The organism is Gilliamella sp. N-G2 (assembly GCF_002142215.1).
Taxonomy (GTDB): domain Bacteria; phylum Pseudomonadota; class Gammaproteobacteria; order Enterobacterales; family Orbaceae; genus Gilliamella.
This window is the reverse complement of the sequence record NZ_NAST01000076.1, coordinates 1-564: the sequence shown is the minus strand read 5'-3', so window position 1 is coordinate 564 and position 564 is coordinate 1. Positions and strand designations below refer to the sequence as shown.

1 protein-coding gene is annotated in these 564 nt (G+C 34.8%); it reads left to right on the top strand.

The window, feature by feature from the left end:
* Positions 1–27 precede the first annotated feature (27 nt).
* Positions 28–534: a Rha family transcriptional regulator gene (locus tag B6C99_RS13005; protein ID WP_216819502.1), complete on the top strand. Its 507-nt coding sequence runs from the start codon at positions 28–30 to the stop codon at positions 532–534.
* Positions 535–564 lie beyond the last annotated feature (30 nt).

The window sequence follows — 564 nt, the reverse complement described above, 5'->3', positions numbered from 1 at the left end:
TAGGCTCATTCTATAGAGAGACATAATATGACTATAACTCAATTTAAATTTGAAAACATGGTTACTTTACAAGGTAATCAAGTAATGACCACATCTTTAAAAGTGGCTGAGTATTTTAATAAACGGCACGATAACATTTTAAGAGGCATAAATAAGCTTGAGTGTTCAAAGGAATTTCGCGCCCTCAATTTTGAGGAGGCTAGTTATCTTGATGAACAAGGCAAGCTAAGACCAATGTTTAAGATGACTAAAGATGGATTTATATTTTTGGTTATGGGCTTCACTGGTAAAGCTGCGGCACAGATAAAAGAGGCGTACATTAACGCGTTTAACTGGATGGCTGAACAACTTACTAAAATGCAACATAGCTACATGAAACAACATAATGACTTAATGCTTGAGTACATGAAAGAAAAAGATGTAGCAAGTATGTCAGGTCGCTTATTAAGGCGATGGGGTAAAGAGAAAAAGCCAGAGTTAACAAATAGGATACAAAAACTACAAGAACAATCACAAATTCAATTATTAATTTAAGGGAAAAAGCACTCCTCAGTTTTGAGGACT

Bases quoted from the DNA above. Each gene is read 5' to 3' on its own strand.
- B6C99_RS13005 (WP_216819502.1), top strand. From the start codon at position 28: ATGACTATAACTCAATTTAAATTTGAAAACATGGTTACTTTACAAGGT.